Consider the following 26,046-nt stretch of genomic DNA (forward strand, 5'->3'; position numbering starts at 1 on the left):
GCCCATGACCACTCGACTCGATCTCCCGGAATTGCAGCAACCGTCCCGCCGGACCTTCCTGAAATCCGCCGGTGTCGCGGCCGCCGGTCTTCTGATCGGCTTCCAGTGGGTCGGTAGCGGAGGGCGCGCCATGGCCGCTACGCCGGCCGGCGATACCTTCGCGCCGAACGCCTTCCTGCGCATAGGTCCCGACGACAGCGTCACGGTCATCGCCAAGCACGTCGAGATGGGCCAGGGTGCCTATACCGGCATCGCCACCATCGTCGCCGAGGAGCTGGATGCGGACTGGCGCAAGGTGCGAGTGGAAAGCGCGCCGGCCGACGCGGAGCGCTACGCCAACCTCGCCTGGGGCAAGATGCAGGGTACGGGCGGCAGTTCGGCGATGGCCAATTCCTGGATGCAGTTGCGCGAAGCCGGCGCCAAGGCACGGGCGATGCTGATCGCGGCGGCGGCTGCCGCCTGGAGCGTGCCGGTCTCCGAGTTGACCACCCGCGAGGGTGTGGTCCATCACGCGGCCAGCGGTCGCCAGGCCAGCTACGGTTCGCTCGCGGCTGCGGCATCGAAACTGCCGGTGCCGGAGAAAGTCACGCTGAAGTCGCCCGAGGAGTTCCGCCTGGTCGGCCGTCAGGCGCCGCGGGTCGATGCCGCGGCGAAGTCCGACGGCACTGCGCAGTTTACCCTCGACGTGACGATGCCCGGCATGCTGGTGGCGCTGTTGCAGCGGCCGCCGCAGTTCGGTGCGACGGTGAAATCGTTCGATGCCTCGGCGGCCAAAGCGGTGCCGGGCGTGGTTTCGGTGGTACAGGTTCCGCGTGGCGTGGCGGTGGTCGCCCAGGGTTTCTGGGCGGCCAAGCAGGGGCGCGATGCGCTCAAGGTGGAGTGGGACGATGCCAAGGCGGAGAAACGTAGCAGCGATGAGATGCTTGCCGAGTACCGGCAGCTCGCCGAGAAGCCGGGCCTGCCGGCACGGGTGGAAGGCGATGCGGCCGCTGCGTTGTCCGGAGCGGCGAAGACGGTGTCGGCCAGCTATGAATTCCCCTACCTGGCGCATGCGCCAATGGAGCCGCTGGATGCGGTGGTCAAGCTGACGGCGGACCGCTGCGAAATCTGGACCGGCGCGCAATTCCAGACCATCGACCAGGCGAACGCGGCGAAGACGGCCGGGCTCGAACCGCAGCAGGTGACGATCCACACCCTGTACGCCGGCGGCAGCTTCGGCCGGCGCGCCAATCCGGGTTCGGACTACATCGTCGAGGCGGTGTCCATCGCCAAGGCGCTGGGCGCCAACGGTACGCCGGTGAAGCTGCAATGGACCCGCGAGGACGACATCCACGGCGGGCTTTACCGGCCGATGTACGTGCACAAACTGGAGGCGGGCCTGGATGCAGAGGGCAAGCTCGTCGGCTGGCGGCACCGCATCGTCGGCCAATCGATTGTCGCCGGCACGCCGTTCGAGCCGGTGATGGTCAAGGAGGGCATCGATCACACCTCGGTGGAGGGTGCGGCGAACCTGCCCTATGCGATCCCGAACATGTCGGTGGAATTGACCACCACCCAGGCCGGCGTGCCGGTGCTCTGGTGGCGGGTGGTCGGCAGTTCGCACACCGCCTTTGCGGTCGAGGCGTTCATCGACGAGGCCGCGCAGGCGGCCGGGCAGGACCCGTTCGCCTTCCGCCGTGCGCTGCTCGCGAAGCAGCCGCGCTTGCTCGGTGTGCTCGAACTGGCCGCCGAGAAAGCCGGCTGGGACCCAGCCAAGCCGCTGCCGAAAGGGCGCGGGCGTGGGATCGCGGTAGCCGAGGCGTTCAACACCTATGTCGCCCAGGTGGCGGAAGTGACGGTGGATGAGAAGGGCCAGGTCAAGGTGGATCGCGTGGTCTGCGCGGTGGACTGCGGCACGCCGATCAACCCGGACATCATCGCTGCGCAGATGGAGGGCGGCATCGGCTTCGGCCTCGGTGCGGTGATGCACAGTGCGATCACGCTGAAGGACGGCAAGGTCGAGCAGAACAATTTCGACGGCTACCAGGTACTGCGGATCGCCGAAATGCCCAAGGTCGAGGTGCATATCGTGCCGTCCGGCGAGGCGCCCACCGGGATCGGCGAGCCGGGCGTGGCCCCGGTCGGCCCGGCGGTGGCGAATGCGATCTTCGCCGCCACCGGCAAACGCGTGCATACGCTGCCGTTCCTGTCCCAGGGACGCCTGGCCTGATGGCGGGAGAACTGCGATGACAGGTACCAGTGCACTGCTCGAGGCGATCCAGCGCGCCGAGCGGGCCGGCGAAGAATCGGTCCTGGCCACGGTGGTCAAGGTCGAGGGCTCGGCCTATCGGCGGCCGGGCGCGCGGATGCTTATCCCGCTCTATGGCGGTACGGTCGGCACCGTCAGCGGCGGCTGCCTGGAGGCCGAGCTGGCGAAGAAGGCCTGGTGGTTCACCGAGGCCGGTGTGCCCAGGGTGCGGCGCTACAGCACCGGCACCGACGAGTCGGATGACGAGCAGGAGCGCTCGCTGACCTTCGGCCTGGGCTGCAACGGTACTGTGCATGTGCTGCTCGAACGCCTGGTACCAGCGTCCTCGTCGCCGGTGGTCGAGCTGTTGCAACAGGTGCGCCGGAGCCAACTGCCTGGCGCCCTGGCCACGGTGATCTCCTCGTATCGCAATGCCCGCGTCCAGGTGGGCGACCGGCTGATGCTGGAGCCGTCCTGGCGCTTCGCCGGGCGGTTGTGGCATGCGGAGTTGGAGGAAGCAGTCCGTCGCGATCTGGCCGAGGTGCTGTCCCGGCAGCGCTCCGAGTTGCGCGTTTACAGCGATGTGCGGGGCGACATCGAAGTGTTCCTCGAATACGTGGCGCCGCAGGTTCGTCTGGTGGTCTTCGGCGGCGGTTACGACGCCCAGTCGCTGGTGCGCATGGCGAAAATGCTCGATTGGCATGTCACTGTGGTGGACGGTCGCACGCATTTCGCCCGCCCGGAACGCTTTCCCGAAGCCGATGCGGTGATCTGCGCCACACCCGGTGAGGCGCTGCTGTCGCTCGACGGTGCCGTCGTGCTGGTGATGAGCCACAGCTACAGCCAGGACCTCCGCTGGCTGCGCCAGACATTGCAGGCTTCTCCCGTCTACATCGGCCAACTGGGCCCACGCGACCGCACCCAGCGCTTGCTGGCGGAAATCGATCCGCAGGGTGCAGGCTTGCCGGGTCTGGACAGCCTGCATTACCCCATGGGCCTCGACCTCGGCGGCGACACACCGGAAAGCGTCGCGCTGGCAGCGCTGGGGGAAATCACCGCGGTGCTCAACCGGCGCGAAGGCGGCATGCTGAAACACCGTCGCGCGGCGATCCATCCGATCGAAGCGGCCACGGTGCGGACGCTGGACGCACCCCAGGCGGAGAAGCAGTCGCTGGCCGACCAAAGTTGAGCCCTGGATACAGGGCCGCGATGCGGTCCGGGTTTTGCCTCCCATCGACGTTCCCGATGCCGAGCGGCCTGTAACAACGGGCCGCCTCGTTCGTCCCCTGAATGGGGGCGCATCCGAGGAGGTGTCAGATGAAATCGATACTGAGTGTACTGATGGCGTTGGCCATGACGGGCACGACCATGGTGTGGGCCGAGGACGGTGGCGAGCGGCTGGGCGAGTGGCGGATGAAGCAGCAGATGCTGACCGGTCAGCGGATGACCGTCGACCACTCCGAGCGTTTCGCGCAATTACTGGAAGAACAGCCTACGGCGGCGGGGCCGATGACGGAGATGTCCATGCCGCCGACCGAGCCGCGCTACCGCTCGCCGATCCTGGAAGACCGGGCACGCTACGGCAGCATGAAGTGACGAACCGGGGAGGGGACGCCAACCATGCGGCGTTCCCCATCCGAGGCACACGGACGTGCCGCCCATTCGGCTTGCCGTCCGGTCGCCCCGAACCCTGGTTTAGACCGCCAGCAGGCGATCGCGCAGCTTCTGGATTTCGTCGCGCACCTGCGCCGCGGCTTCGAACTCCAAGTCGCGGGCCAACTGGTACATCTTTTCTTCCAATTGGCGGATGCGCTTGTTGATCTCGCTGGGTGAGCGCAGTTCGCTCTCGTAGCGGGCGCTTTCTTCCGCCGCCTTGGCCATGCCGCGCCGCTTGTTACTTCTCGAGCCGGGGACGGTGGCACCTTCCAGGATGTCCTGCACGTCCTTCTTGACGCCCTTCGGCACGATGCCATGGGCTTCGTTGAAGGCGATCTGTTTGTTCCGTCGCCGCTCGGTCTCGTCGATGGCGCGCTGCATCGAGCCGGTGATGTTATCCGCGTAGAGAATCGCCTTGCCATGCAGGTTGCGCGCCGCCCGGCCGATGGTCTGGATCAACGAGCGTTCGGAGCGCAGGAAGCCTTCCTTGTCCGCGTCCAGGATCGCCACGAGGGAGACTTCCGGCATGTCCAGGCCTTCGCGCAGCAAGTTGATGCCGACCAGCACGTCGAAGGCGCCGGTGCGCAGGTCGCGGATGATTTCCACCCGCTCGACGGTATCGATGTCCGAGTGCAGGTAGCGCACCCGCACGTCGTGGTCGGCCAAGTAGTCGGTCAGGTCCTCGGCCATGCGTTTGGTCAGGGTGGTGACCAGCACCCGCTGGTCCACTGCGACGCGCTTGCGGATCTCGGACAGCAGGTCGTCCACCTGGGTGGTGGCCTTGCGGACTTCGATCTCCGGGTCGACCAGGCCGGTCGGGCGGACCACCTGCTCGATCACCCGTCCAGCATGCTCGGCTTCGTAGGGGCCGGGCGTCGCCGAGACGAAGATGGTCTGCGGACTGATCGCCTCCCATTCGTCGAAGCGCAGCGGACGGTTGTCCAGCGCGGAGGGCAGACGGAAGCCGTATTCCACCAGGGTTTCCTTGCGCGAACGGTCGCCTTTGAACATGGCGCCGACCTGCGGCACCGTGACGTGGGATTCGTCGATGACCAGCAGCGCATTAGCCGGCAGGTAGTCATAGAGGGTCGGCGGCGGCTCGCCTGGCGCCCGGCCGGAGAGGTAGCGCGAGTAGTTCTCGATGCCGTTGCAGTAGCCCAGCTCGAGGATCATCTCCAGGTCGAAGCGGGTGCGTTGCTCCAGACGTTGCGCCTCCACCAGCTTGTTCTGGTTGCGCAGGTGCTCGAGGCGGTCGCGCAGCTCCGCCTTGATCTGGTCGACGGCCTCCAGCAGGGTCTCGCGGGGTGTGGCGTAGTGTGTCTTCGGGTAGAAGGTGAAGCGCGGCAGCTTGCGGATCACCTCTCCAGTCAGCGGATCGAAGGCCGCCAGGCTTTCCACTTCGTCGTCGAACAGCTCGACACGAATCGCCTCCAAGTCGGATTCCGCCGGGAAGATGTCGATCACGTCACCGCGCACGCGAAAGGTGGCGCGGGCGAAGTCCATGTCGTTGCGGGTGTATTGCAGCTCGGCCAGCCGGCGGAGCAGGGCGCGCTGGTCCATTTTGTCGCCCCGGTCGATGTGCAGCACCATCTTCAGGTAGGCATCGGGGCTGCCCAGGCCGTAAATGGAGGAAACGGTGGCGACGATGATTGCGTCCGGCCGCTCCAGCAGCGCCTTGGTCGCCGACAGACGCATCTGCTCGATGTGATCGTTGATCGAGGCGTCCTTCTCGATGTAGGTGTCCGAGGAGGGGACGTAGGCTTCCGGCTGGTAGTAGTCGTAATAGGAAACGAAGTACTCGACCGCATTGTTCGGGAAGAAGGACTTGAACTCGCCGTAGAGCTGCGCCGCCAGGGTCTTGTTCGGTGCCAGCACCAGGGTCGGCCGCTGCACCTGGGCGATGACGTTGGCGATGCTGAAGGTCTTGCCGGAGCCGGTCACGCCCAGCAGCGTCTGGTGCGAGAGCCCGGCTTCCAGCCCTTCGACCATCTGGCGGATGGCTTCCGGCTGGTCGCCGGCCGGCTTGTAGCGGGTGACGAGTTGGAACTCGGACATGACGGACCTCGAAGATTGACCGTGCGGGCAGGTTTGCCGTGGTTGGCGACCGCTGATCGCGCATTGCTCCGCTCAGGCTGAAAAGCCAGGAAAACTCCCGACAGCATATCGCAGCCAGGACGCATGGCCGCTATAATACGGCCCCGTTTGCGCAACGCTCCAGCGCCCATCCGCGGGAGTGTTGCATGGCCTCCCACCTCTCTCTTCGAGCTTCCCCGACATGAGTTTGTTCTCCGCCGTAGAAATGGCTCCTCGCGACCCCATTCTGGGCCTCAATGAAGCATTCAATGCCGATACCCGTGCCACCAAGGTGAACCTGGGCGTGGGCGTGTACTACAACGAAGAGGGCAGGATTCCGCTGTTGCGCGCGGTAGCGGAGGCTGAGAAAGCCCGTATCGCTGCCCACGCGCCGCGCGGCTACCTGCCGATCGAAGGCATCGCGGCTTATGACCAGGCCGTGCAGACCCTGCTGTTCGGTGCCGGCTCGGCACTGCTGAGCGAAGGTCGCGTGGTCACGGCCCAGGCCCTCGGCGGCACCGGTGCCCTGAAGGTCGGAGCGGATTTCCTCAAGCGCCTGCTGCCGGAGTCGGTCGTCGCCATCAGCGACCCGAGCTGGGAAAACCACCGCGCGCTGTTCGAGTCCGCCGGCTTCCCGGTGCAGAACTACCGCTACTACGACGGCGCCACCCACGGCGTGAACCGTGCCGGCATGCTGGACGACCTGAAGGCGCTGCCCGCGCGTTCCGTGGTGGTGCTGCATGCCTGCTGCCACAATCCGACCGGTGTCGACCTCGGCCTTGACGACTGGAAAGCCGTGCTCGACGTCCTGCGCGAGCGGGAGCACGTACCGTTCCTCGACATCGCCTACCAGGGCTTCGGCGACGGCATCGAGGAAGATGCGGCGGCGGTGCGCCTGTTCGCCGAATCCGGCCTGCCGTTCTTCGTGTCCAGCTCGTTCTCCAAGTCCTTCTCGCTGTACGGCGAGCGGGTCGGCGCGCTGTCCATCGTCACCGGCTCCAAGGATGAAGCCACGCGCGTGCTGTCGCAGCTCAAGCGCGTCATCCGCACCAATTACTCCAACCCGCCGACCCACGGCGCCACCGTGGTCGCCAGCGTGTTGAACAGCGCGGAACTGCGTGCCCTGTGGGAAGAAGAGTTGGGTGAGATGCGCGAACGCATCCGCGGCATGCGCATGGCCATGGTCGAGCAACTGGCCGCCCTGGGCGCCAAGCGCGACTTCAGCTTCGTCGCCCGCCAGCGTGGCATGTTCTCCTACTCCGGCCTGAGCGCCGAGCAGGTGGAGCGTCTGAAGAGCGAGTTCGGCATCTACGCCGTCAGCACCGGCCGCATTTGCGTCGCCGCCCTGAACCGCAGCAATCTGGAAAGCGTTACCCGGGCCATCGCCCAGGTACTCTGAAAAATGCTGGGGAAGTCTCGCTGTCACGCTTGACTTCCCCTTTTTAATCAGTAGGATACGCCCCGTTGTTCCGCGATAGCTCAGTCGGTAGAGCAAATGACTGTTAATCATTGGGTCCCTGGTTCGAGTCCAGGTCGCGGAGCCAAATTCAAAGCCTAATCAATCGATTAGGCTTCTCTCCCGCCCTCTGGCTCGCATCGGTGGCTTGTAACCGGTGAAGCAGGAGGGTGAGGCGTTTTTGCAAAGTATATGGGCGATCGCTCCCATGGATTACCCGCGCAGCCTTTGATGGTCCATCCCACCAGTACTTGTGCGCCTGCACAGGCCTCCCGTAGCAGATCGGGCTGATCGTTATCGCCTCCGATTACTGCCTGGCGTGCCGGATGGGGAAAGTACAGGTAGTCGCGGCTACGCAGCAGACGGCTTCCGTAAGGAACGTCCAGGCCCTTGTGCAACTGTCCCCAGATTGGTCCACGCTCGATGCCTTCGGCGGCGAGCTTATCGGTATCTAGGCTCGGTGCCAGACCCTGCCCTGCCTCTCGTGAATGCTCGCTGCCAAAAGAGTACCGTCCCTAGCTACTTAAAATGCGCTCCGGTCATAGTGATAACGAACCTGGTGCGCCTCGGTTGGCAAGGGGACCTCCCACTTGAACAGCATTCTTCGGATGTCGTCGTTGCGCAGGCTGGTATCCCGACTGGTGTTACGCCGATAGATCTCCTTCTCAGGCATTTCCAAGTACTCGATCTGAGTGTTCGCCTGGTATGCGTACAACAGGTCTAGGGTCTTTTTCCTCATTTGCGCCGATAGGTGCGTTGAGTTCCAAACGAAGGGTCTTTTCTCGCGCAGTAGTATTTTTGCCTGATCGATTGCGAGGTGGGCTGCGGCCCCTTCGTTCTCGCCATGACGTAGGCCTAGCGCCTCGCGGGCGTCGTCGAATGAGATCACCGGGAGATCCGGGTGGTGTTTGGCCACCCAGGTATTTTTGCCACTGGCGGGCATGCCAGATAGCACAATGACGCGAGAGCCTTCCGGCTCATGCAGTGAGTAATCGGGGTGTACCCGGGCGCCGCGGAAATATTGGACCCTGGTGTAGTCATCTACGAATGCACGCGGCTCGTAAAGGCAGCCTTCTTCTGCGGCCAACTCTCGGAACAGTTCTATCTCGTCAAGAGCCCCTTGTTTCCCTTCGTAGAGGCGTCCTTGCATGTCTGCTTCAGCGATTGCGCACAACATCCAGACGGGGAGTTCCCAAGACAACTTGTGCAGGATGAACTCCGGACTCTGGCCGTTGCGGTTACCCGAAAGCGCGAAGAACGGGAGCTGATGCACTGAGATGATTCGGCAGATCTGCTCCCGTAGTGCAAATGGCACGCCTGCCCGCCAAAGCAGTAGGCGTGAATCTACGGCGCCTCGACGTGAGTGGCCTGGTTGCCCGATCCGGCCAGTTTCAGTATCAACCACCGTTGTGTCCGGCTTCGAGATGTCGTGTAGCAGAGCCGAGATGAACAGCACAAAGCGTTGTTCCTCTGTCGCTTGCTGGTAGGTCGGTTGAGCGAGCAGCGCCTCAACTACCATGCAGGTGTGAGTCCACACATCACCCTCGGCGTGGTAGTAAGGGTCCTGAGGCGTACTCGCCAGCCGAGATAAGGCCGGAATGGCTTCCAGGCACTCCTTCGCGTCGAAGCGTTGACCGGGTGATGGCACCAGCCCTTTCAGTTGTCGCATGTCCATGTCTCGTGTTCTCCTTAGTAGCCAAACCGCAAACCACTCCAATCCATCGAGAGGCGCGGGGAGTAAAGGTCTACCCCGTCGGCCAGCAAGTTCGGAATAAATGGCTGGTTTGCATGGTGCTGGTCTGCATCCAAGATGGCCTGAACGAAATCCTTGCGTACCCATTTAAGGCGCCCGGTTGTTTGTTTCTCGTCTTCAAGCTTCAAATACAGGCCCTCCATCAGTGTCGACTTGTCGCACTGTCGCCAAGCACGTCCCAGATCCAGGCCTTCCCGTCGCACTGTGGCTTCAAACGCGCTGCGCCAATCCGCCGACTTGGCCCGGGAATCACGGACGAGGTCGAGCAGATCCTTAAGCCGCGCTGGCGCCGGACCTTCATGAAGGATCGGAACCGATAAAACCGGACCGTCTCGCAGAAGCTGGCGTCGAGCTGCTGTCGATAGGAACAGGCCCCGTGCTCGGTCCCAGATGTCAAACTCGCAGAAGAAGTGCGGCAGGCGGTCATAGAAAACCGAGTGCTTCTTGTGCATCCATTCACCAAAAAGCACGTATCGATCTTCAAGGCGGCTTATCAACCAGTCTTCATGGGCAACGGCCCATTGTTTGAAAAGGTTGAACTGCCGCTCACGGCCACCGCCGGTAAGGTAGTGGCCACGAGACTGCAGGAGTAGTTCGCCGGCAGCCGAGAAACTGATGCCGGTGTTCGCGCCATCCAATTTTTCCTCTACGACCAGCCATTGACCCGCTAAGGACGAATAACGGACTTGATCAGCATCTGTGTCGCCTGGCTGCAGGCGAGAACTCTCCAAGTGTGGAGTCCGTGGGTATTTATGCAGTTCAAGGTTTTGCGCATAGGCGCGGAAATCCATGTTCATGGGTTTTCTCCATAGGAATTGGGAAAACCGACGACAAGATTCAGGCGAGCAAAATGTGGGAAGCGGCCACGCAGTTCGCGTGGGCAGCCATCAAGCACGATGGACCGTCGTCGGTATCAGGCGAGTTGGCTGGTACGGGGCACTTCGTTCACCACTGAAAGTGAGGGGGATGAAATAGGGTGCGCATTCAACATCTAAAGCCCCCCGATGTCAACGGTGGTAGCGGCAATATCCGTTGCTACTGCATGGTTCCGTGTGTCTATAAGCCGCTATGCGGCTCCTGTTCAATTGCCAATTTCCTGATCGGCCTTGAGGGCAGAGGTGACGAAGGGGCCGCGAGCCTTGGCAAACCACCATACGGCTGCCGCGCCCAACAGCGTGATCGTGACGGCTAGAATCGCAAATATGCATCAGATCGGTTGGTTTGATGGCCTTTTGCGACTAGTCTGTTGACTGTTCACTACGTCATGACAGAGCCTGACAAGGACGCGCGGCTATGGCTGAGGCAGCTCACCGGCAAGTCAGGAATTGCTCACCGACGACGGGGTGGCGGGTAAGGCGATGCCGGCAGTGGTTACTGCCGCTCGTTGACCAGCTGCCGCAGCATCGCCAGATCGACATCGATGTATTCGAGCGTGGTACGGATATTGGTATGGCCCAGCAGGTCTCGTACCCCGTGCAGGTTGCGCTCGGCCTTCGCATCAACTCGGTCCCCAGCGTGTGCCTGAAACGGTGGGGACTGACCTTCAGTCGTTTGGAAATCTTCTTGAAGCAATTTTCCACCTGCCAGATCGTCATGAGCTTGCGGGTGTGTTAGTTGCTGAAGCGGTTCACATTGAACAACTGATCGTGGGGTTCGAATTTCAGCAGCTTGGCCTGATCGAGGAGCAGCTTCAGCCAGGGGCGTAGTTCCAGCGCGATGGCGTACGCCCTGACGGATGCGCTGGATGTCCGCTTCCAGACGCCGGTAGTCGAAGCGGTAGCGCTCACTGGTGCTACTCGATGCACTGGCCGCCACCGCGCGAGCCAACGTATCGATGTGATCCAGTTGCTTCAGCATCAGGGCCAACTGGGCCTGCTCATGGGCGGAGGCGCCCAGCGAGGAGTTAGCCGAGGCCATCAGCAACAGTGTCAGCGCGAAAGCGGAGGAGACGTATCGAACCCGCATGCGAGCCCCCTTCAAAAGCTGGAGATAGCTTTCGAGATCAGGGCCCGGGCGTCAGCGGAAAAGGTGATTCGTGGCGTGTCGGATTATTGATCAACTGAAAGGGCGCATGGGCATATCAGATGGGCAGCCATTCGACTTCCCCAGTGAAACTCTTAATTAGGTGATAGGCGTGTCTGAGTCGCGTTGAACTTTAACCTGCTTACTGGAAAATTAGTCGGCGGGGACGAATCGTTTTGTATTGGATATGCAGGGAGTTGACTCGTCTTTCGGTAACTCGGAGGCAAGTTCTTTAGCTGCACGAATGATCGCCGGCGTTGCTTTCGCCCTGGTCAGGTTTTCCGGAACATAGTATTTTCCGCCTGGGGTTTTGCAAAAACTTAGCAGATAAGGCTTCAACGACACCGTGTAGTCCTTAAAGGCTAACTGTTGAGCGATAATTTCAATGAATTTCGGCAGCTCACCATGGACGACATCAATTATCTCCGTCTTGACGAGATAGGCCTTGTAAAAGAGGTTATTGGTATCGTCAGGTTCGCTTGATTGATAGTTTTCTATAAGCTCTGCTGATGTATCCTTAACGACAGCTGTGTAGTGAGTGTTTGAAACATTGATCGATAGAATGCCGTAGAGTTCATCGGAAACCTCTTCGGCATTTGCGGAGAGTGCTCCTATTAAAAGAAGTGAAGCGATAGCGGCTTTAGTTCTGAAGTTCGTGAGTATCAGCATCAGCAATCCTTTGTCTCGCTAAGCAGTAGTTCTGTTCAGCTTGTAGAGAGGCGTAATCGACCTAATTTAGCATCAACGACTCTAGTCAAAGATACTTTTTGAATGTCGCCGCCGTTACCGCCATTGCCACCCCAGCATGCCCGCATAAGGCAGTAGTGCCTACACCAGATTAAACCGATATCGGCAGGGCGAGGTAGATCAGCCACGGGGCAACCAGAAGCGGTAGCAGCAAACGTTTGGCGCGGTGATAGACGAAGCTCGATTCTCGTCCCGCGCCGAACTTCCTCAGGTCGCGTCGCATCAATCCGTCCACGGCTCCGGTGAACAGTGCAAAGCATTGCGCTGCACCGCTAGAGGCATTTCACTTTTTTGAAATCCAAGAGCCAACTGTCTTGGCCACAGCCGGCCCGACTGACAACACCATGATTAGGCGCAAGAACTGCGAGGCCAGGATCAATGGTAGAAACACATCCACGTCGCTGGCAATGATGACAATGGTTTCAATGCCCCCAGGGCTCAGTGCCAGATAGGCAGTGAGCGGGTCGATGCGGGGAATCAGGAGCGCCAGAACCAGCGAGAGCAAGCCGCAAACAAGGATGACCGCAACCAGTGTTGAAAGAATCACGGGCAAAAGGCTTAAGCACTGTCTCACTGAGCTCCGACTGAATGTCAGTCCCACGTACCAGCCTGTTATGACGAAGGCGGGTACGAAAACATAGGTTGGAGTGTCGATGACCGTAGTGCCCGTAGCCTGAAGGACGGTTCCACCTAGCGCGGGCAGCAAGAGCGCCAGGCTGCCGATACCCGATAGTTTGGCCACGCAAAAGCCGCAGAGTGCCAATGCTAACCCTGCCAGCGCAGGCGAGTAGTTCTCAGGCAGAGACCATGTGAGCTTGAGCGGGCTGGTGATGGCCTGCGTCGTTCCACCTGCATGTCCGAGCATGGCGGCCAGGGAAATCGAGGCAAGCGTAACCAGCGCAATGCGTGAATACTGCATGAGCGCCACCACGCGCGGATCTGAATGGTGGGTGTCGGCCAGCAGGACCATGGCGGACGCGGCGCCGGGAAAGAGTCCCCAGATGGCGGTCGTATTGGGCAACCACTGCCGCTGCGTCACGATGACAGCCATCAGCGTGATCACGCCCAATGTCACAACGTTGATTACGCTCAGCTCCAGCCAATAGTCCAGGTACACGGCAAGCAGGGGAGGAGTGACGAGTGCAGCGATCAGACACCCCATGACGCTCTGGGCAGCGAGTGTAAAATTCCTATGCAGGCGTAAGCCTGCTCCGCACAGAGCCATCGCTAGCGCCGCGCCCATGGGGCCCAACATGAACGCCCCCGGCAACTCTTGCTGATACATCAAGGTAGATGAGCTAACCGACAACAGGGCCAATATCAACCATAAGGCGAGTTTGCATACGAAGCGGGGGACCATGATGATGCCCAAAGGTCTACCCTCGTTCAGTCGTCATTGAATGCTGCGGTTTGATCCCTCTCGCCTGGAGGGCCGGGCGGCTGGAGAGTGGCGCAGTTCGAGTCATAGCCTTGGCCGCGGAGTTGGGCTTGGGTGAAAACGAAGGACTCCTCGAGGGAGCCGTGCAAGACGCCGTCATGGCCCAGTCCTTGGTATTTGCGCCAAGTGACTCGGTTTCCGGCAGCGCACAGCGCAGATGCGACCGCGTACTGCCTGTCCGGTGTAATGGTTCGGTCGGCATCGCCTGTTGCAATCAGCAGTGCAAACGGAATCTTTGCCAGCGGCATGTCCGTCGTGGCAATGCGCAGCTCATCAAGGGCCTCGATCGGGATCGCTAAAAGATCCCTGAATGATTCGACTTTCAGTTCACGAGCCTTGCGAGCAATTTCCGCCGTGCAGTCTTGCCGGGCCACCTCGAGCAGCTCTCGTCCTTTGTCGGACAGGATCTCCTCGACAGGCGGACTGTCCGGGCCTAAGCCGCCCGTGGCGAACGACAGGAACATCGTATTCGAATGGCGGGGAGGTAGCGGTACGGGGCCTTCGGGAAAGGTGCTGTTGGGCGCGGTGATGATGGCTCCTTTGATATCGAGTTCGGGGGCGTAGGAAGCGGCAAGCATCGCAGCTCCCAATGCAGCCCCGCCGCCTTGTGATTGCCCTGCGAGGATGACGCTCTTTCCGATCAGATCCGGTCTGATCGCCTGGGCTGCACGGGCTGCATCTAGTACTGATGTGCCCTCTGCCTGCCAAACCGTATAAGGATGCGGTCCGGGGCCACCTAACCCCTGGTAATCGGTAGCCACGACTGCGAAACCGCGCTCGAGCCAGCGATTGATATAGGCAGCATCGCGTTCCTTGAAACCGGTCCATGAAGGCGCACAGATATCAGCGATACCCAGCGTGCCGTGGGCCCAGCTCAATAGCGGCCAACCACCGGGTGGCGGTGGCGTGGACGGCAGGAACAGCGTGCCGCTGACCGCAAGTGACCCGGAGTTCCAGCGTTTGTCCGTCGAGCTGTAAAGCATCCGAATTGCATGCGCACTGGAAGGCATCTGCTTTTGCACGGCTATGGCTTCGCTTCGCAATACACTTCCCGGCGCCGTCGGCATTGCCCCATGCCAGCGGTAGAACGGCGATATATCCATATCGCCGACCGAGTGGCCGGAGGGTAGTTCGTCAGCCACAAGCGTTCCCCAGATCGGGGAGCCAGCTGCAATCGCACAGGCAAGAACCTGAGCCGCCAGTGCGGCACGAGATATCGACATTGGGCGTTCGCCTCATCAACAGAGTGAGAGATCCATCCTTTGGCTACCGGCTGCGAAATAGGAGCAGGACATCGCCTGTCTTATTCGTGTAAACGGGAATATCAGTGCGCTGAAGGCTATTCGCGTCCATCACTCTTCGGGCTGGCCCGATAGCTGGCGCGAATCTATTACACAGGTTGATGGTTCGTAAATCTGTACAGAAATCGTCAATAGAAGTACTGGATATGTAGCCATGTTGCGCTGGCGGTCAAGCGTCCGGCAGAGCTCAGGCGCAGCGTCGGAAAATGGAGTGAAGGGAAGGGAGGGGCACGCCTCAGCTCGGAAGCTTTCCTGTGTAATTGGCCCGTTGTCTGGCTACGGGGAGCTGGCATTGTTCGCTGGCGTGAGCGATCCAGCCTATCGCCCTGGCGATTCCAGCCAGCGCCAGTTCTTCACCGACCAGGTTGCATTTCCTGCCTACGAAGCTGGCCAATAGAACGAATTCTGGTGGTTTGCCCACGAGTTCTTCAGCCACTTCCGCCGCCTTCTGCAGATTCCGGAATTCCGGGTCAGCCTCGAGGACGTCGATCATGGCAGTCATCAGGTTGGCGACGCGAGGGTCCGCATCCTTGTGGGTGGAATGATTGAATCCCGGAATCTCACCGCTCTGACTGAAGTACTGCAGCAGCGCCGGAATGGGGTCCTTGGCTACGCATATCTCGGCGAGAAGTCGGCTGGCCGCCTGATGCCTGCTATAGGCGGTCCGCCTGCCCTGGTAAGTCGTAAGACCCGCTATCGCGGCGTAGTAGGGTGTAACCCCAGTTCGTGCTGCTGCCCTCACGCTGTAGGTGCAATGATCGAACTCGTGATCGATGAACAGCACCAGAAGGCGCCTGAGGAGATCCTGAAGGACCGGATCGACGCCCAGTCCTTGGCAAAGAAATTCGTGGAGTGGCTGGGCGCTTGGCACACCGTGGCCCACCAGAAGGGACGCCAGGATGCGCACCACGTCGGCTCCCGTTCGTGCATACGCATCAGGGGATAGATCGAAGGAGCGAGGGTTGACCCGTTCAACCAGCGGAAAAAGCGCAATGGCTTTTTCGGACACAGTCATGTGCTGATACAGCCCGAGCAGAGCTGGCGTACTCTCCGGCATTACAGGTAAGGCTTTGGAGAAAGCTCCTGGGGACTGCCAGATCAATTCCGCCGCTTCTTCCAGCGTCGCGTGATCGGCCAACTCGGTAGCGCTGACGCCTCGATAGTAGACGCCGTTGTCCGTCAGTAGGGTGATGGCACTGCTCTGAATACCCAGCCCAAGTTCGGGTTGTTGCGTAGCGCTGCCACGCTGCTCCCCTTTGGTCAGCCGCTCGATATCCGCCGCCCAGTAACGGCGCTTTCGAGACCCTTCCACCTTCACGGAGCGGATGTTTTTCCGGCTGACATAGGCATAGAGGGTTGGAAGGTTCACACCGAGACGTTCTGCTGCCTGCTCGGCTGACATGTAGAGATGGTCGTCGCTCATGGGGTGCGCTTGCCAGTGGATTCGTTAACTGCAATGAGGTTTGTGCACTTATAACACACGTTAATTTTTAATGTAAATATGAATGAAATAAATCAAGATTTACTAAGAATCTATCAACATGTACCGTTTCGGGCGTGGTCACCAGGCAGGTAGATCGCATTTCTAACAATAAGAAGGGCACCGATATGGCTTGGATAGGTTTCGCGATGGTCACTACGTTCATGGTCTTGATCATGACCAGGCGACTATCTGCAGTAGTTGCGCTGATTCTCGTCCCTGTGGTGTTTGGGCTTTTCGCTGGCTTGGGCGGCGGAATGGGAGGCATGATCATGGACGGGATGCGACAAGTCGCCCCGATCGCGATCATGCTGGTGTTTGCGATACTTCTTTTTTCCATCATGTATGACGCCGGTCTATTCGAGCCGGTGGTCAAGCTGATCACGCGCTTTGCCGGGCATGATCCCCTGCGAATTAGTCTCGCCACTGCCTTTCTGGGTGCGCTGACATCCCTTGACGGTGACGGCACCAGTACGGTGTTGATCGTGGTGACGGCATTTCTGCCCGTTTACCTGCGCATCGGGATGAATCCCTTGATCATCGCGTTGCTGATCCTGCTCACCAACACGATGATCAACATCATCCCGTGGGGTGGGCCGACTGCTCGCGTCGCCAGCGCCCTGCATCTGGATGTCATGGACGTGTTCGTCGGCCTCATTCCTGCCGCTGCCCTGGGGCTCGTATACGCTGCGGCGATGGCTTGGTGGCTAGGCCTCAGGGAGCGCAAGCGGCTGGGCTGGCAGCCGGGGAAAGACATGCTGATAGCCGAGGCCGACGTGAAGCTGCCAGAGGTGGATCGTAGTCACCAGCGGCCGAAGCTCGTATGGATCAACCTGTTGCTGATGCTGTCGATGGCTGCAGCCATGGGTACTGGGCTGGCGCCATTGCCGGTAGTTATGGTGGTCACATTCGCCTTGGCACTGGTGATTAACTATCCGCGACTTGCCGAGCAAAAAAAACGCATTGCCGCCCATGCCGAAAATGCTGTGACAGTTGCCACCCTGATCTTCGCGGCCGGTGTATTCACCGGGATACTGACGGGGTCAGGCATGGTCGATGCCATGTCGAAATCCTTTGTCTCGATCATCCCGGACTCAGCGGGCAGCCAGATGGCGTTGATCACGGCTTTCGCCTCGCTGCCATTTACCTTCTTCATGTCTAACGATGCGTACTTCTTCGGCATCGTTCCGATTCTGGCGGCGGCCGGAGCGGAGTACGGTGTCGATCCTTTGCACATCGCTCGGGCATCTATGCTCGGCCAACCCGTACATGCGCTGAGTCCCTTGATTGCCGCCATCTATGTGCTGAGCGGCTTGCTCAAGCGAGAAGTTGGTGATCTACAGAGGTTTGCCTTGGTCCCGGCCATTGGCTCTTCTCTGGTCTTCATTCTTGGGGCCTGTGTGACGGGCGCAATTATCTAATAGTTTGAATTAATAGCGTTTTATTGTGCGGCTGCGATTGGCGACCGCAGTGAACTCCTGCGTCAAAAATAATTAAAAGGAACAGGAAATGAACAATAAGAATACTGTCTTTCTGCTGGGTTCTTCTCTGCTGCTGCTGGTTTCCGGTAATGTCTGCGCTTCAAATATTCATGACTACAACAGAACAAATAACGAGGGTAGGTTCAATGTCTATCTGCGGGCTGTCCATATCGATACCCGGATCGAAAATGGATTGATCGAGGATCGATTTGGTGGTTTTCCATTTGGTGATCGGCTGGGCGGCACCGCTTTGGGTTTGGTGGCTGATTACAACTCAGGTTATTGGGGCGACAGTATCGGGTTTGATGCCTCCTTTTACGGCGTTGCAAAACTTGATGCGCGACAAGAGAACCGAGACCTGTTTGATGACACGTCGGGCGAAAGTGAGGGGTTTGCGAAACTGGGCCAGGCGAATCTCAAGCTCCGTCATTCTGGGGAGAACTGGTCAGCTTTGCTGCAGACTGGGCGCGGACGGTTCGATGCGGGCACAGTGGTGACGCTCGACACCAGGGCAGTACCTGGCAGCTTGCAGGGGGCAAGAGGCCAGGTTCAGGTTGAAGGCTTGGATATCGGGCCGTTGCCTGGGGTGTTGAACGTGGATGGAGCCTATATCAACAGGGTTTCTCCACGGGACCGGGAAGACTTTGAGCGCATTCGAAGTAACGGCGGATACGAAGTTGATGATATCCAGACGTTCAGTATCGGGTACGACGCCAAGCTATTTGCATTGAGGTTTGCTCAGGGCGTCGCTAAGGATTTCAACCGTAATACCAGCTACAGCCTGACGCTTCGTGCGCCACTTGGAGAGAGAAGCGGTGCGATCTTCGAAACGCAGTACTACGACTTTCGGCGTGATGGCGATATTTGGGATCGGGATTGGTTGAGTGGGGATGCCGCTTATGACGACAAGGCTAACTGGCTGAACCTTAATCTTGGCCTGAAGCTTGATCATTGGAGTTTTGGTCTTTCTTATTCAAAGACACGAGCCGAATTGAGTAACGGGAAACTGGGTTACGCATTCTTCGATCACGGTGAAAACGTCGACGGCCTGATGGACGCCTGGACGCGCTCGGGCAATGACTTCAATAACGATGGTGAAACGACCTGGCAGTTGGCCGGCAAGTATGAGTTCGATGGCAAGTTCCTTGCCGGCATTCCATTGGATGGGTTCAACGTCATGGCGCTGTTCAAACGCGGTCGTTTCGATGCCGATGATCCTTTTTCCGGCATGAGCGCCGATGTCACTGAAAGTCAGGCGGAGTATCGACTCAACTATCGATTCGAAGAACAGGATTATCAGGGGGTGTCGGTAGGTTTGATTTATACCCGCTACTGGATCAATCAGGACTTCGTGGCGCTGGTATCTGCTCAGCCCAATAACGTGGTGAATGGCAAAGAAGTCAGGATGTACATCGACTATGCGTTCTAGATGGGTGGTTCTTGGTAATTGATCAGGTTAAGTGGGTGAACTCCGTGCCGAGAGAAAAGTTGGTAGTTGTAACTCCGAATTTTTTTGACGATGCGACGATCGATTTCTTGAGAGAACATGGTTGCTCGGTGGTCGTGGCAAAACTGCCAAATGGCAAATCGGATGCAGTTGCGACAGAAGAAGAGTTGCTGTCAGTTCTTTCAGATGCCGATGCCTGGATCGTTGGCCATGCCAATGTGACTTTGAGTCTTCTCCAAGCGCTGCCCAGACTCAAGATCATAGCTCGTCGCGGTGTGGGTTATGAACGGGTTGATCTCGACGCGGCGGCGAAGACAGGCAAGGTTGTCACCATTGCAGCAGGTGGAAATGAAGAGAGCGTCGCGGACCGTACATTGGGGCTAATGCTCGCTACGGCTCACCGCTTCCGTGAGTCCCAGCAACAGCTGATTGACGGGCCAGGCTCGATTCTGATCGGAAATGACCTGTACGCCAAAACAGTCGGCTTGGTCGGCTTGGGGCGCATCGCCCAGCATGTCGTCAAGCGTCTGAGGGCCTTCGAAACGACCATTCTGGTTTCCACCCCTCGACCGACCTTCGCTTATGGCAACGCGATGAACATCGAGTATGTCGATCTGGAAACGCTGCTGCAGCGTAGTGATTTCGTATCGCTTCATGCACCGCTAAAACCAACCACAAAACATCTGATCGATGCCCGTCGATTGGCGCTGATGAAAAGCAGTGCCTTTCTGATCAATACCGCCCGCGGAGGGCTCGTCGATGACCAAGCGCTATTGGATTCACTCACCAAAGGTGCAATCGCTGGCGCCGGGCTCGATGTTTTCGAAAGCGAATCCGATCCGGGTTTGGCCTGGGTGACGAACGAACTGGTGCGACTGCCCAACGTTATCGCAACGCCCCATTCCGGCGCTTCGACGCATGAGGGGCTGCAGCGCACCAATCTAGTCGCGGCCAACTGTGTTGTTTCCGTACTGAATGGAGAAGAGCCGCCGCCGGGCTGCCAGGTTTTCAGTTCGACTTACTCAGCTTCCTGAGATCGACAGCTGCACATAGAGAGGATTTTATGAGTCAACCAATAAAAGACGCGATCAAGATAATTGTGCCCTGCGGGTCACTGGGCGCAGGGGTCCGTGAAGAGGAAATCGCCTACGGATTGGAGCGGGGCGCTCAGGCCATTGCGACAGACGCTGGATCGACAGATAGCGGTGCCGCCTATCTGGCGTTGGGTAAGTCGAAGAACAATCGTGGCGCGGTCAAACGTGACCTGACGATTCTGATGCGGGCACAAGCGGCTACGGGGGTGCCCATCATCGTGGGAACCTCTGGTCAGGCAGGGGGCGATCTCAATCTGGCCTGGACGAGGGACATCGTGCTCGAGGTTGCTCGGGAGCTGAATATCGCACCGAAAATCGCGATGATTCATTGTGAGCAGGACAAGGCCACTCTCAAGCAGCTCAACGCTCAAGGGCGCATCAGCGCGCTTGCGCCATCCAAACCGCTGGACGACGCAACGATCGATTCCTGTGAGCATATCGTGGCCGCTCTGGGGGTTGAGCCTTTCGTGGCGGCACTGGAAGGCGGCGCGGACATCGTGCTGGCCGGCCGTGCGACCGATACTGCCGTTATCGCTGCCTTTCCCATCTGGAAAGGAGCGCCCTGGGGGCCGTCATGGCATGCGGGGAAGATCGCGGAGTGCGGCCTGCAATGCGCAGAAAACCCTGTGGCTGGCGCCGGCGTACTGCTGAGCATCGACAGCGAGGGCTTTGAGGTCGAACCGCTCGGCCAGAACAATCGCTGCACGCCGAAAAGCGTATCGGGGCACATGTTGTACGAAAACAGTGACCCTTATCGTCTCATCGAACCGGGTGGCGTTCTGGATGTGACCCAGGCCGAGTATCGCATGTGCAGCGAGAGGGCCGTCCGGGTGACGGGGTCGCGCTGGGAGCCCAAGCCGTACACCATGAAGCTGGAGGGGGCTGCGGCAGGGCAGTACCAGACGATCATGCTGGTGGGGGTGCAAGACCCTGACGTGCTGGCCGATATCGATGGTTTTCACGACCGCTTGCTAGAGGCGCTTTACGCGCGCACACGTCAGTGCATCCCGACCGAGGAACTCGGTGAGTTCCATATCTCGCTGCGCATGTACGGCTGGAACGCCGTCACCGGAGTGAGGCCCCCTGCTGGAACGCCTACGCCTCCAGAGCTGGGAATTCTCTTCGTTGCCACAGCAGACACTCAGGAGCTGGCCAACGCAATTGCCCACACCTGCAATCCCTATTTCTTCCACTACCCCAGCATCATGGGCAAGGAGTTGCCTTCGTATGGGTTTGCGTTCACGCCCGCCGACATTCCGCGCGGCCAGATCTACGAGTTCAAGCTGAACCATGTCGTGAAGCTGGACGATCCCTTCGAGCTGGTCAGCACCGAATGGTTAGACATGGCCGTCGAAGTCAATAACGAGGAGCACCACAATGCCTAAGCTGCGCGAAGTCTGTCGTTACATTAGGTCGAAACAGGCCGGACCTTTTTGGATTACCTTCGACATCTTCTTTGACGGGCGTGAAAACTTCGAGCGTTACCATGACAGCGAGGCCCTGTCGGTCGAGGCGTTCGCGCAGCTATACGGTGCCGATGCTGCCCAGGTCAAACGTATCCCGGTTCCTCAGCTCGACATGGTCAAGATTTCCTACCCCAGGCAGACGCCTCAAGGGGGCATGGTCGAGCGCGACATGCATGCCGGCCAACAGTATGTCCGGCTGCTGGATGTCGATGTGGGCTAAGCCGTCCGAACACTCACCCCGCTCAGGTACAGAGTCAGCGGTATGTTGTCTCAATGATTCTGCAATCCCGCGCATCCAGAGCGGGGTGGTTGCCTTTTTGTTCGCTTCACGAGGAAGTAATGTCAAACACCACCCTTGCTCAGCGCATAGCTGAGTATGCTTACGAATTTCCAAGCAGCGGTTTTTCGGGCGATCTGATTGCGCTCGTGCGTAATCGTGTTTTGGACAGTCTCGCTTGCATCCTTGGGGCCTATGATGCGGATCCAGTTCAGGCATGCCTGGCGTACGCGGCATCGGTACCCGGCAATTCGAGTGTCTTCGGGACGTCGCTGCAAACAACGCCAGAACGCGCGGCTTTCGCCAATGGCGTCATGGTCCGCTTTCTGGATTACAACGATGGCTACATGGGCCTCGAGCCAGGGCATCCGAGTGACAACATTCCGGCCTGCATAGCGGTTGCGCAGGCAGAGGGTGCAGACGGGCAAGCGTTGATCGCTTCGATCCTACTGGCTTATGAAATTCAGATGCGCTTTCAGGATGCGGCGAGTCTGAACAAGCAGGGCTGGGATCACGTCAACTACATCAACGTGTCGATGGCCGCCGCCGCCGCCAAATTGATGAAGCTTGACTCTCGACAGACCGAGCAGGCCATCAATATCGCCCTCAGCGGGCATCTGGCGATGCGACAGGTTCGCTCTGGCGCCTTGTCGGACTGGAAGGGATGTTCCGCCGCAAACGCGGCACGAAACGCGATATTCGCCGCACAGATGGCGCGGCACGGAATGACCGGTCCAGCCCCCGTCTTCGAAGGCGAGATGGGGTTCTTTAACCAGGTTACGGGCACGTTCTCGTTGGACGTCGATGCTTTCGCTACTCGGGACAATGGCGACTTTGCTATCAAGCGCTCATTGACCAAGACGTTTCCAACAAATGGCGAGCTTCATACGGCTGTCTGGGCTGGAATCGAGCTCAGCAAACGACTGGATGACCTGTTCGCTATTGAATCCATTCGGATCGAAACATCCGAATTCAACAAGCGGGTCCTGGCTGACGGAGCAGAAAAATGGCGACCTCAAACGAGGGAAACCGCTGATCACAGCCTGCCTTATAACGTCGTTCGCGCGCTGATCGATGGAGACATCAGCATCGATTCCTATTCGATGAAGAAGATTACCGATCCACTGGTCGCCACACTCATGGCGAAGACGACCGTCGTCGAGGATCCAGCTATTACCCGGCTCTTTCCCAGGCATTTGGCCAATCGGGTGACCTTGATCCTGCGTAGCGGTGAAGTTCTTGTCAGCGAGGTGCTGAGCGGACCGGGATCCGTGGAGACACCCATGACCGCGGAGGACTTCGAGAATAAGTTCAGGAAGATGGCCGCTGTGCATCTGCAGGAGGAGGCTCAACAGGCCGTATTGGCGTTCGTGTCCGAACTTGATCAGCAGAAGGGCTTCGAGACTCTCTTCGCGGCAATGGTGAAGCACTGACATGACTGCGGATGGCGAGGGACATACCACTCAAATCGGTACCGATAGCTTATCGGCGCACCCGGATGTCGCCAGGGTGGCCTCACTCTTGAAAGCTGTCGGGCTGACTCCGCCTGTAGAGGAGGATGTTGGCAGCGTTCGCGCTTATCTGGAGCGCGTCACGCAGTTCGTGGGGGCGACCAGCACGCCGTTGGAGTGCGAGCCGCTCATCGACTTTTCGGTCAATGGGCGCCCGGTGCCCTGCAAGCTCTATTGGCCTGATAACTCCGCCCCGGCAGGTTTGCTGTTCTATTGTCACGGCGGCGGTTTCCGGCATGGCTCATTGGCAGGCTGGGATGCGCCGCTGCGGCAACTGGTACGCTCAAGTGCTGCGGCAGTGCTGTCGATCGAGTATGCGCTGGCTCCCGAACATCCCTTTCCCACAGCCTTCGAGGAAGTGGTCGCGATCGTCAGGCAGGTAATCGAGGCGCAGGCGATATCCGTCTTCAAGGTGGATCGCTTTGCCCTAGGCGGTGATTCCGCAGGCGCGAACCTAGCCTTGGCAGCGGCGCTTGCGCTGCGTGATCAGGGCATCGCCTTGCGCCACCTGCTGCTCTTCTACGGGGTCTATTCGAAGGATACCCAGGCCCGCTCGTGGCGCCGCCTCGGCCATTTTGGCGGTTATGGGCTCTCGGCCGATTCGATGCGCATGTATTGGCAAAGCTATCTGCCCGATGGCCAGGATGACTGGAGGGTGCAGCCACTGCACGCCGAGTTGCATGGGTTGCCCACGACTCGGCTGGTGATCGGTGACCTCGACCCATTGCTGGATGAAAACATCCAGTTGCACCGCAAGCTCGAGGCCTGCGGGGTGGATGCTTCCCTGCTGGTGCTACCGGGCATCATTCATGGCGTACTGCGCTTTAGTGAGCTGGCGCAAGTGGTCCGAAACTTCATCGAGAAAGAGGGTGCCGCCTTGTCTACGTCACTCAGCAAGGAGTCTTGAGGGGCGCGCAGGAGTCATGGCATGCATGACGATCCTCTCTCCTGACATTCGTCCCCCAGATGCATAGGCAGGCCTCAATGACCACAAGGAGCTCTTCTCCATTGCCGGAGGATTTGCGGGTTTTCCTCGCTGTCATCCGAAAGTCCAGTTTCGCCGCCGCGGCACAAGAGCTCGGCGTGTCACCGGCCTTCATCAGCAAGCGCATACGCATACTCGAAGAAACGTTGCAGGCGCGACTTCTGCACCGTAGCACGCGGTCCATAGCGCTGACCGAAGCAGGGGAGAAGGCGCAACGCTGGGCGACTCGTTTTCTCGACGAGATGGATGATTTCGTCAGCGAACTGACGACGGTGCGGCAGATCCCGCGCGGCTTGTTGCACATCTGCAGCAGTTTTGGATTTGGCCGCAATTATGTCGCGCCTGCGGTCGCACAGTTGTCATCCGCCTATCCAGAGCTTGAGGTACGTCTGGATGTCTTTGATCGGGTGGTCGACATCGTCGCCGAGGGATTCGACCTCGAGATCCGTGTTGGAGACGATCTTCCAGGGCATCACATCGGCCGCAAGCTGGCCAGCAATCAACGAGTGCTTTGCGCAACACCCGTGTACCTGCAAAAGCGTGGTCTTCCCACGACAATCAACGAGCTCGCTCTCCACGACTGCTTGGTCATCAAGGAGCGCAGCAATCCATTCGGCGTATGGCGGCTGAATACCGTCGAGCGCGAAGAGATCGTTCGAGTAGGCAGCAGATTATCATCGAACAATGGCGAAATCGTTCTTCAATGGGCATTGAGTGATCTGGGCATCATCTTGCGCTCGCTGTGGGACGTTCAGCCGTTGCTGGAGCAGGGCAGGCTGGTTCGCGTGCTGCCGGAATACACGCAGAGCGCGAACGTCTGGGCTGTGTATCCGACCCGATTGGCTGACTCCGCCAAGCTTCGTGTCTGCGTGGAGTTTTTGCAGCGCTACTTTGCAATGACGCTCCTGGGCGACTGATGCCGCTTCGCTCGCGGAATTTGCCGCGCCGGGCAGCAAAGCGAGCATGTCGCGGTGAAGGCGGCGGGGCGGCAACGCTTTACTGTGTGCCAGACCCCGCTCCGCTCAGGCCAGCCAGGGGTTGGCGAGATGGTGCCTGGCCTCGAAAGCACGTATCTGCGTGGTGCGCTGCAGTGTGCTGCCGATGGCATCCAGCCCCTGCAACAAGGCGTCTTTGCGCAGCCCCTCGATCTCGAAGTGGATGAGCCGGCCATCGCCGAGCAGAATATCCTGCTGGGACAGATCGATGGTGAGCCGCGCATGCTCGGGGGAGGCGACCTGCTGAGCGATATCGAGCACCTCTGCCTTGCTCAGCTGGATGAGCAAAACACCGTTGCGCTGGCAGTTATCGTGGAAGATGCCGGCGAAGCTGCTGCCGATCAGCGCGCGAATCCCCAACTGCTGAAGGCCCCACACCGCATGCTCACGGCTGGAGCCGCAGCCGAAGTTCGGGCCGACGACCAGGAAGCTGGAGTGAGCCCAGGGATTTCGATTGAGGATGAACTCCGGATTCAAGCTGCCGTCCTGCAGGAAACGCAGGTCGTAGAAAACGCCGCGATCCAACCCCTGGCGGTCGATACCCTTGAGGAACTGTTTGGGCATGATCACATCGGTGTCGACATTGGCAGCGAGAAACGGCGCGGCAATGCCGCAGACGCAGGTGAAAGGCTGCATT

Annotated in this window: 21 protein-coding genes, 1 tRNA gene and 1 pseudogene; 13 read left to right on the forward strand and 10 right to left on the reverse strand. The window is 59.6% G+C overall.

The annotated features are described in order from the left end of the window. Nucleotides 1-4: 4 nt before the first annotated feature. From BZL41_RS11165 to BZL41_RS11175, 3 genes are all read left to right on the forward strand, one after another. Nucleotides 5-2,209: a xanthine dehydrogenase family protein molybdopterin-binding subunit gene (locus tag BZL41_RS11165; RefSeq protein WP_095599362.1), complete on the forward strand. Its 2,205-nt coding sequence runs from the start codon at nucleotides 5-7 to the stop codon at nucleotides 2,207-2,209. 16 nt (nucleotides 2,210-2,225) lie between these two features. Beyond that, nucleotides 2,226-3,416: an XdhC/CoxI family protein gene (locus tag BZL41_RS11170; protein WP_095599363.1), complete on the forward strand. Its 1,191-nt coding sequence runs from the start codon at nucleotides 2,226-2,228 to the stop codon at nucleotides 3,414-3,416. Between the two features lie 128 nt (nucleotides 3,417-3,544). Then, entirely contained in the window at nucleotides 3,545-3,823 is a 279-nt protein-coding gene (locus tag BZL41_RS11175; RefSeq protein ID WP_095599364.1) for a hypothetical protein, read from the forward strand. A 99-nt stretch (nucleotides 3,824-3,922) separates the two neighbouring features. On the opposite strand, the gene uvrB is transcribed toward BZL41_RS11175, so the two are convergent. Further along, nucleotides 3,923-5,938, reverse strand: coding sequence for an excinuclease ABC subunit UvrB (uvrB, locus tag BZL41_RS11180; protein ID WP_095599365.1), 2,016 nt, complete (start codon nucleotides 5,936-5,938; stop codon nucleotides 3,923-3,925). 220 nt (nucleotides 5,939-6,158) lie between these two features. Between uvrB and BZL41_RS11185 the strand changes: the two genes are divergently transcribed. Both BZL41_RS11185 and BZL41_RS11190 read left to right on the forward strand, forming a co-directional pair. Continuing rightward, nucleotides 6,159-7,355 carry an amino acid aminotransferase gene (locus BZL41_RS11185; RefSeq protein ID WP_095599366.1) on the forward strand — a complete coding sequence of 399 codons (1,197 nt, stop codon included), beginning with the start codon at nucleotides 6,159-6,161 and terminating at the stop codon, nucleotides 7,353-7,355. A gap of 69 nt (nucleotides 7,356-7,424) precedes the next feature. Beyond that, nucleotides 7,425-7,500, forward strand: a tRNA-Asn gene (locus BZL41_RS11190). A 435-nt stretch (nucleotides 7,501-7,935) separates the two neighbouring features. Here the strand turns inward: BZL41_RS11190 and BZL41_RS11195 are convergent. From BZL41_RS11195 to BZL41_RS11230, 8 genes and pseudogenes are all read right to left on the reverse strand, one after another. Beyond that, a complete protein-coding gene (locus tag BZL41_RS11195) occupies nucleotides 7,936-9,087 on the reverse strand; it encodes an AAA family ATPase (protein ID WP_095599367.1) in 1,152 nt (383 codons plus the stop codon). Between the two features lie 14 nt (nucleotides 9,088-9,101). Beyond that, nucleotides 9,102-9,962 (reverse strand): RNA ligase family protein, encoded by an 861-nt coding sequence (locus BZL41_RS11200; RefSeq protein WP_095599368.1) that lies wholly within the window; start codon nucleotides 9,960-9,962, stop codon nucleotides 9,102-9,104. A 574-nt stretch (nucleotides 9,963-10,536) separates the two neighbouring features. Beyond that, nucleotides 10,537-11,130 (reverse strand): RAQPRD family integrative conjugative element protein, encoded by a 594-nt coding sequence (locus tag BZL41_RS11205; protein WP_095599369.1) that lies wholly within the window; start codon nucleotides 11,128-11,130, stop codon nucleotides 10,537-10,539. 210 nt (nucleotides 11,131-11,340) lie between these two features. Beyond that, on the reverse strand, nucleotides 11,341-11,856 hold the full coding sequence (locus BZL41_RS11210; RefSeq protein ID WP_095599370.1) for a hypothetical protein: 516 nt from the start codon (nucleotides 11,854-11,856) through the stop codon (nucleotides 11,341-11,343). 85 nt (nucleotides 11,857-11,941) lie between these two features. After that, a pseudogene (locus BZL41_RS29060) lies at nucleotides 11,942-12,187 on the reverse strand (DUF4400 domain-containing protein); the annotation flags it as partial. 30 nt (nucleotides 12,188-12,217) lie between these two features. Continuing rightward, nucleotides 12,218-13,306, reverse strand: coding sequence for an AbrB family transcriptional regulator (locus tag BZL41_RS11220; protein WP_256578132.1), 1,089 nt, complete (start codon nucleotides 13,304-13,306; stop codon nucleotides 12,218-12,220). Between the two features lie 14 nt (nucleotides 13,307-13,320). Continuing rightward, nucleotides 13,321-14,514 carry an alpha/beta fold hydrolase gene (locus BZL41_RS11225; protein WP_256578133.1) on the reverse strand — a complete coding sequence of 398 codons (1,194 nt, stop codon included), beginning with the start codon at nucleotides 14,512-14,514 and terminating at the stop codon, nucleotides 13,321-13,323. Nucleotides 14,515-14,908: 394 nt separating this feature from the next. Next, entirely contained in the window at nucleotides 14,909-16,096 is a 1,188-nt protein-coding gene (locus BZL41_RS11230; RefSeq protein WP_095599373.1) for a citrate synthase, read from the reverse strand. 185 nt (nucleotides 16,097-16,281) lie between these two features. Here BZL41_RS11230 and BZL41_RS11235 point away from each other — a divergent pair, with 185 nt between their 5' ends. From BZL41_RS11235 to BZL41_RS11270, 8 genes are all read left to right on the forward strand, one after another. Next, the gene (locus BZL41_RS11235) at nucleotides 16,282-17,574 is read left to right on the forward strand and encodes a CitMHS family transporter (protein ID WP_095599374.1); all 1,293 of its coding nucleotides are present in this window, start codon (nucleotides 16,282-16,284) and stop codon (nucleotides 17,572-17,574) included. An 88-nt stretch (nucleotides 17,575-17,662) separates the two neighbouring features. Next, on the forward strand, nucleotides 17,663-19,063 hold the full coding sequence (locus BZL41_RS11240; RefSeq protein WP_095599375.1) for an OprD family outer membrane porin: 1,401 nt from the start codon (nucleotides 17,663-17,665) through the stop codon (nucleotides 19,061-19,063). A 35-nt stretch (nucleotides 19,064-19,098) separates the two neighbouring features. Further along, nucleotides 19,099-20,115: a phosphoglycerate dehydrogenase gene (locus tag BZL41_RS11245; protein ID WP_256578134.1), complete on the forward strand. Its 1,017-nt coding sequence runs from the start codon at nucleotides 19,099-19,101 to the stop codon at nucleotides 20,113-20,115. A 29-nt stretch (nucleotides 20,116-20,144) separates the two neighbouring features. Then, nucleotides 20,145-21,560 (forward strand): acyclic terpene utilization AtuA family protein, encoded by a 1,416-nt coding sequence (locus BZL41_RS11250; protein WP_095599376.1) that lies wholly within the window; start codon nucleotides 20,145-20,147, stop codon nucleotides 21,558-21,560. Continuing rightward, a complete protein-coding gene (locus tag BZL41_RS11255; protein ID WP_095599377.1) occupies nucleotides 21,553-21,861 on the forward strand; it encodes a DUF4387 domain-containing protein in 309 nt (102 codons plus the stop codon). The genes BZL41_RS11250 and BZL41_RS11255 overlap by 8 nt, the downstream gene beginning before the upstream one ends. A 119-nt stretch (nucleotides 21,862-21,980) precedes the next feature. Beyond that, nucleotides 21,981-23,351, forward strand: a complete 1,371-nt coding sequence (locus BZL41_RS11260; protein ID WP_095599378.1) for an MmgE/PrpD family protein — start codon at nucleotides 21,981-21,983, stop codon at nucleotides 23,349-23,351. A 1-nt stretch (nucleotide 23,352) separates the two neighbouring features. Then, on the forward strand, nucleotides 23,353-24,336 hold the full coding sequence (locus tag BZL41_RS11265) for an alpha/beta hydrolase fold domain-containing protein (protein ID WP_095599379.1): 984 nt from the start codon (nucleotides 23,353-23,355) through the stop codon (nucleotides 24,334-24,336). 77 nt (nucleotides 24,337-24,413) lie between these two features. Next, on the forward strand, nucleotides 24,414-25,331 hold the full coding sequence (locus tag BZL41_RS11270; protein WP_095599380.1) for a LysR substrate-binding domain-containing protein: 918 nt from the start codon (nucleotides 24,414-24,416) through the stop codon (nucleotides 25,329-25,331). Between the two features lie 105 nt (nucleotides 25,332-25,436). On the opposite strand, the gene leuD is transcribed toward BZL41_RS11270, so the two are convergent. After that, nucleotides 25,437-26,045, reverse strand: coding sequence for a 3-isopropylmalate dehydratase small subunit (gene leuD, locus BZL41_RS11275; RefSeq protein ID WP_095599381.1), 609 nt, complete (start codon nucleotides 26,043-26,045; stop codon nucleotides 25,437-25,439). Nucleotide 26,046: the final 1 nt, after the last annotated feature.

The sequence above is a fragment of the Pseudomonas sp. PIC25 genome, assembly GCF_002286785.1.
Taxonomy (GTDB): Bacteria; Pseudomonadota; Gammaproteobacteria; order Pseudomonadales; family Pseudomonadaceae; genus Pseudomonas_M.

What these genes read in the sequence shown, in the direction of transcription:
- BZL41_RS11165 (WP_095599362.1), top strand. Translation starts at nt 5, where the DNA reads ATGACCACTCGACTCGATCTCCCGGAATTGCAGCAACCGTCCCGCCGG.
- BZL41_RS11170 (WP_095599363.1), top strand. Translation starts at nt 2,226, where the DNA reads ATGACAGGTACCAGTGCACTGCTCGAGGCGATCCAGCGCGCCGAGCGG.
- BZL41_RS11175 (WP_095599364.1), top strand. Translation starts at nt 3,545, where the DNA reads ATGAAATCGATACTGAGTGTACTGATGGCGTTGGCCATGACGGGCACG.
- uvrB (WP_095599365.1), bottom strand. Translation starts at nt 5,938, where the DNA reads ATGTCCGAGTTCCAACTCGTCACCCGCTACAAGCCGGCCGGCGACCAG.
- BZL41_RS11185 (WP_095599366.1), top strand. Translation starts at nt 6,159, where the DNA reads ATGAGTTTGTTCTCCGCCGTAGAAATGGCTCCTCGCGACCCCATTCTG.
- BZL41_RS11195 (WP_095599367.1), bottom strand. Translation starts at nt 9,087, where the DNA reads ATGGACATGCGACAACTGAAAGGGCTGGTGCCATCACCCGGTCAACGC.
- BZL41_RS11200 (WP_095599368.1), bottom strand. Translation starts at nt 9,962, where the DNA reads ATGAACATGGATTTCCGCGCCTATGCGCAAAACCTTGAACTGCATAAA.
- BZL41_RS11205 (WP_095599369.1), bottom strand. Translation starts at nt 11,130, where the DNA reads ATGCGGGTTCGATACGTCTCCTCCGCTTTCGCGCTGACACTGTTGCTG.
- BZL41_RS11210 (WP_095599370.1), bottom strand. Translation starts at nt 11,856, where the DNA reads ATGCTGATACTCACGAACTTCAGAACTAAAGCCGCTATCGCTTCACTT.
- BZL41_RS11230 (WP_095599373.1), bottom strand. Translation starts at nt 16,096, where the DNA reads ATGAGCGACGACCATCTCTACATGTCAGCCGAGCAGGCAGCAGAACGT.
- BZL41_RS11235 (WP_095599374.1), top strand. Translation starts at nt 16,282, where the DNA reads ATGGCTTGGATAGGTTTCGCGATGGTCACTACGTTCATGGTCTTGATC.
- BZL41_RS11240 (WP_095599375.1), top strand. Translation starts at nt 17,663, where the DNA reads ATGAACAATAAGAATACTGTCTTTCTGCTGGGTTCTTCTCTGCTGCTG.
- BZL41_RS11250 (WP_095599376.1), top strand. Translation starts at nt 20,145, where the DNA reads ATGAGTCAACCAATAAAAGACGCGATCAAGATAATTGTGCCCTGCGGG.
- BZL41_RS11255 (WP_095599377.1), top strand. Translation starts at nt 21,553, where the DNA reads ATGCCTAAGCTGCGCGAAGTCTGTCGTTACATTAGGTCGAAACAGGCC.
- BZL41_RS11260 (WP_095599378.1), top strand. Translation starts at nt 21,981, where the DNA reads ATGTCAAACACCACCCTTGCTCAGCGCATAGCTGAGTATGCTTACGAA.
- BZL41_RS11265 (WP_095599379.1), top strand. Translation starts at nt 23,353, where the DNA reads ATGACTGCGGATGGCGAGGGACATACCACTCAAATCGGTACCGATAGC.
- BZL41_RS11270 (WP_095599380.1), top strand. Translation starts at nt 24,414, where the DNA reads ATGACCACAAGGAGCTCTTCTCCATTGCCGGAGGATTTGCGGGTTTTC.
- leuD (WP_095599381.1), bottom strand. Translation starts at nt 26,045, where the DNA reads ATGCAGCCTTTCACCTGCGTCTGCGGCATTGCCGCGCCGTTTCTCGCT.